Source organism: Actinomadura sp. KC216, from assembly GCF_004348535.1.
GTDB lineage: Bacteria > Actinomycetota > Actinomycetes > Streptosporangiales > Streptosporangiaceae > Spirillospora.
This window is the reverse complement of the sequence record NZ_SMJX01000503.1, coordinates 1-4,071: the sequence shown is the minus strand read 5'-3', so window position 1 is coordinate 4,071 and position 4,071 is coordinate 1. Positions and strand designations below refer to the sequence as shown.

6 protein-coding genes are annotated in these 4,071 nt (G+C 70.4%); 4 read left to right on the top strand and 2 right to left on the bottom strand.

From position 1 onward, the window contains the following. The 3 genes from E1264_RS41000 to E1264_RS40990 form a co-directional block, all read left to right on the top strand. Positions 1 to 546, top strand: a 546-nt coding sequence (locus E1264_RS41000) for a hypothetical protein (protein ID WP_132182719.1), incomplete at its 5' end; no start/stop codon positions are given. Between the two features lie 44 nt (positions 547 to 590). Continuing rightward, entirely contained in the window at positions 591 to 1,247 is a 657-nt protein-coding gene (locus tag E1264_RS45770; RefSeq protein WP_132182717.1) for an arsenate reductase ArsC, read from the top strand. A gap of 214 nt (positions 1,248 to 1,461) precedes the next feature. After that, the gene (locus tag E1264_RS40990; RefSeq protein ID WP_207936912.1) at positions 1,462 to 2,172 is read left to right on the top strand and encodes an MIP/aquaporin family protein; all 711 of its coding nucleotides are present in this window, start codon (positions 1,462 to 1,464) and stop codon (positions 2,170 to 2,172) included. A 63-nt stretch (positions 2,173 to 2,235) separates the two neighbouring features. Here E1264_RS40990 and E1264_RS40985 read toward each other — a convergent pair whose 3' ends face one another. Then, positions 2,236 to 2,931: a haloacid dehalogenase type II gene (locus E1264_RS40985; RefSeq protein WP_132182713.1), complete on the bottom strand. Its 696-nt coding sequence runs from the start codon at positions 2,929 to 2,931 to the stop codon at positions 2,236 to 2,238. A 15-nt stretch (positions 2,932 to 2,946) separates the two neighbouring features. After that, positions 2,947 to 3,243: a nitroreductase family protein gene (locus E1264_RS40980; RefSeq protein ID WP_243711481.1), complete on the bottom strand. Its 297-nt coding sequence runs from the start codon at positions 3,241 to 3,243 to the stop codon at positions 2,947 to 2,949. A gap of 53 nt (positions 3,244 to 3,296) precedes the next feature. Here E1264_RS40980 and E1264_RS40975 point away from each other — a divergent pair. Next, the coding region (locus tag E1264_RS40975; RefSeq protein WP_132182711.1) for an aldehyde dehydrogenase family protein at positions 3,297 to 4,071 on the top strand (775 nt) is incomplete at its 3' end.

Here is a 4,071-nt window from a genome sequence, read left to right as displayed (position 1 = left end):
GAGGCCGACCGGCGCCGCTGGTATGTGCGGCTGGTTCCGCAGACGTTGGCGGCGTTGTCTCCCGCCGCGTGGACGCAGCCGGTGACGGCATCGCGGGTGGTGTTCGTGTGCACGCGCAATTCGGCGCGTTCGCAGCTGGCGGCCGTGCTGTGGGCGCATCGCAGCCGTATCCCGGCGGTGTCGGCGGGGACCCGTCCCGGCCCTGGGGTGCACCGGCGGGCGGTCGCGGTGGCGCGCCGCCACGGCTTCACCATGAACAAGCGGCTGACCCGCCATGTCGGTGATGTGGTCGCCGACGACGACCTGGTGGTGGCCGTCTGCGACAACGCCTACGAGGAACTCGGCACCGAACGCCGGCATCGGAGGGCTTCGATACTGCACTGGTCGGTGCCCGACCCGGTCCGCGTCGACACCGACGCCGCGTTCGAGGACGCCTTCGCCGAGATCGCCGCCCGCGTCGACCGGCTCAGCGCGGCCGTCGACGTCCCGACCGGAGATTCGCCCACGGAATCGTCCCGAACCGATCCCGCCGACCCGCCCGGCTGACCTCAGGTCGGCCTACCGGCCCGCAAACCGCCTTGGAGCACCCGATGACCGAGACCTACCGTCGCGAGGACCTGAGCGTCGACCAGCAGCACGCACTGTTCACCGCCGCCCACAGGTTGGCCGAGGAGTTCTCCGGCACCTTCGGCACCGAGACCATCGACCGGTTCCTGCACACCAGCTACGACCAGTTCGCCGGACGCGCCAGCGTCCCGCACTTCCTGCCGCTGCTGGCCGAGCGGTTCGCCCGCCAGCGACTGCAGGCCCTGGCCCGCGTCGAGGGCAAGGACGCAACCGGCACCCCGATCGTGCTGTTCCTGTGCGTCCACAACGCTGGGCGGTCGCAGATGGCGCTGGGCTTCTTCACCCACTTGGCCGAGGACAGGGCCATCGGCTGGTCGGGCGGCTCCGAGCCCGGCGACCAGATCAACCCGGCCGCGGTGGAGGCGATGCGCGAGCGCGGCATCGACATCACCGGCGAGTTCCCCAAGCCCTGGACCACCGAGATCGCCCAGGCCGCCGACGTCATCGTCACCATGGGCTGCGGCGACGCCTGCCCGGTCTTCCCCGGCAAGCGCTACCTGGACTGGACGCTCGACGACCCCGCCGGCCAAGACCTGGCCGCCGTCCGGCCCATCCGCGACGAGATCGAACAGCGCGTCCGCGGCCTGCTCTCCGACCTGGACGTCCCCCTCCGCGCCTGATCCGCGCGCCGTGGACCGCCCTGATGCTGTCCTCTACTCGTCCCCCAGCCCTTCTCACCAGCAAAGGCTGCCGTCCGTGACCGCTTCACCCGACCCGGCCACCTCACCGACGCCCACGGCGTCACGCACCGCTTCCTCAGCCAGGACCGCCTCCATGACCGGCACCCAGTCCGCCAAAGAACCCGTCCTGCCACTCGCTGGGAGGAACGATTCGGTGTCGTTGCCGCGCCGGGCCCTGGCTGAGGCGGTGGGCACCGCGTTGCTGGTCACCGTGGTGGTCGGGTCGGGCATCATGGCCGCTCGGTTGTCCCCGGACGACGTCGGGATGCAGTTGCTGGAGAACTCCACCGCCACCGCCTTCGGACTGGCCGCCCTGATCCTGATGTTCGGGTCGGTATCGGGTGCGCACTTCAACCCGGTCGTCACTGCCGTCGACTGCCTGCTCCAAGGCCGCCCCCTGCGGGACGCGGCCGTCTACGTCCCGGCGCAGGTGCTCGGCGCGATCGGCGGCGCGGTGCTGGCGAACCTGATGTTCGACCTACCGGCCCTTACCGCCTCCGAGCGGGACCGCTCCCAGCCCCACCTGTGGCTGGGCGAGACCGTCGCCACCCTCGGCCTGGTCCTGCTCATCTTCGCTCTTGTCCGAACCGAGCGGGCCGCGCTGGCCGCCGCCCCGGCCGTCGGTGCCTACATCGGCGCCGCCTACTGGTTCACCTCCTCGACCTCCTTCGCCAATCCCGCGGTCACCGTCGGCCGCGCGTTCAGCGACACCTTCGCCGGGATCGCCCCATCCTCGGTGCCCGGCTTCGTCGCCGCTCAACTCCTCGGCGCCGCCATCGGCGCAGCCCTGATCGTGGCCTTCTATCCGCTGCCCGCTACCGGCGAGGCCACAAGTCCCGCAGCGGACGGCCGAACAGGGCGGTGATCCGGGCCAGGCATTGGCCAGGAGAAGTGGCCCCGACACCACAGCCGGGAGTCGGGCGGGGTTTCAGCGGTCGTGCCCAGGGGTTGAGTCGAGCGCGGCGGGGAGGTCGGTGAGGGATCGGATCACGATGTCCGGTGGGCCGCCGTCCGGCTCGAACACGCCGCCTGAGCGGTCGACCCAGGCGGCGCGGAGTCCGGCCGACTCCGCGCCGATGATGTCGAAGGAGTTGGACGACACCAAGCGCAGCCGTGACGGCGGCAGGTTGAGGCGCATGGCCGCGTGGCGGTACGGGAGGGGGGACGGTTTGAACGCCCGTACCTCGTCGACGCTGATGATCTCGGTGAAGTACGGACGCAGGCGGCTTGCGTCCAAGATCGCTTCGAGCATCGCCGGCGTGCCGTTGGACAGGACGGCCAGGACATGTCCTCGGTCGAGCAGGCCGCTCAGCGCGGGGACCGCGTCCGGAAACGGTTCAAGGTCGTTGTAGCGCGCGATCAGTGATTCCTTTTCACTGGGCTCAAGCTTCTTGTCCAGCAGGGCAAGCGCGTGGTCCAGTGCTTTGCGGGTGCACCAGGCGAAGTCCTCGTACCGTCCCATGGCGGTGAGCCGGAAACTGATGTCGAGTTGTTTGTGGCGCCAGATCCTGGCGACATCGGCCGCATCGGCGGGAGGCAGCCTTCCTTCCAGATGACGCGCGATGCCGATGGGGTCGACGAGGGTTCCGTACACGTCGAAGACGAGTGCTTCGTTACTCGGCAACTTTGTCTCCTTCCGTCACAGTGACGTGTCGCGAGGCGCCGTCGTGGAAGACCGCGAAATCGTCCACCGGCTCGCGTGACGTGCGCTGGGTGCAGAGCACGTGTTCGGGGTCGGCGTACCCAGCGCGAGGCCGCACACGATGGTCTGGTCCTCGGGGATGGAGAGCTGGTCGCGCAGAACCGGATGAAAAGGGATCAGCGACGCCTGCGGGCACGTGTCCAGCCCGGCCCCGCGAGCGGCGAACATCAGGGCTTGGAGGAACAGTCCCGCGTCGATGAGCGCGCCGGCGAGCAGGTGCCGGCTCACCGTGATGACCAGGCCGACCGGAGCGCCGAAGAAGGCGTAGTTGCGAGTTCGCCCGCTCGATGACCGTCGGCGACTCGCTCGATCCGGGAACGCAGATCGGGCCCATGGCCACCGCCCGCCAGCGGGACCGGGTGGAGGGCTACATCGCCAAGGGCCGGGCCGAGGGCGGCCGCATCACCACGGGCGGCGGCCGCCCCGCAGGCCGCGACCGCGGCTGGTTCGTCGAGCCGACCGTGTTCGCCGACGTCGGCAACGACGCCACCGTCAGCCGGGAGGAGATCTTCGGACCGGTCCTCACCGTCATCCCTACCGCGACGACGACGAAGCAGTGCGGATGGCCAACGACTCCGACTACGGCCTGGGGCGGCACCATCTCGTCCACCGACCCCGACCGCGCGCTGCGCCTGGCCCGCCGCGTCCACACCGGAACGATCGGCATCAACAGGTACATGCCCGACCCGGCGGCGCCCTTCGGCGGCGTCAAGGCCAGCGGTATCGGCCGCGAACTCGGTCCCGAGGGTATGTCCGGCTACAACTGCTCAAGTCCGTCTACTGCTGAGCCGCACCCCGCCGGGACCCCCAGGTCCCGGCGGGGGCCGTGGCTGATCTCCCGACTTGTACGACAGCACGGCCGCGATCGGCGGACCCGTCACCAGCCCCCGTGGACCGGAAAGCCCTCCGCGATCAGCGCCGTGCGGATCTCCCCGGCCCGGCGCGGCCCGATCCCCCGCACGTCGGCCAGCTCACCCGAACGCACCAGGACCACCACGTCCCCCCACGACCCCGATCGACCCAAGCTCACTGCGCAACGCACCCAGCGCCAGACCCGACAAC

Coding starts and splice junctions, on each gene's coding strand:
- E1264_RS45770 (WP_132182717.1), top strand. CDS start 591: ATGACCGAGACCTACCGTCGCGAGGACCTGAGCGTCGACCAGCAGCAC.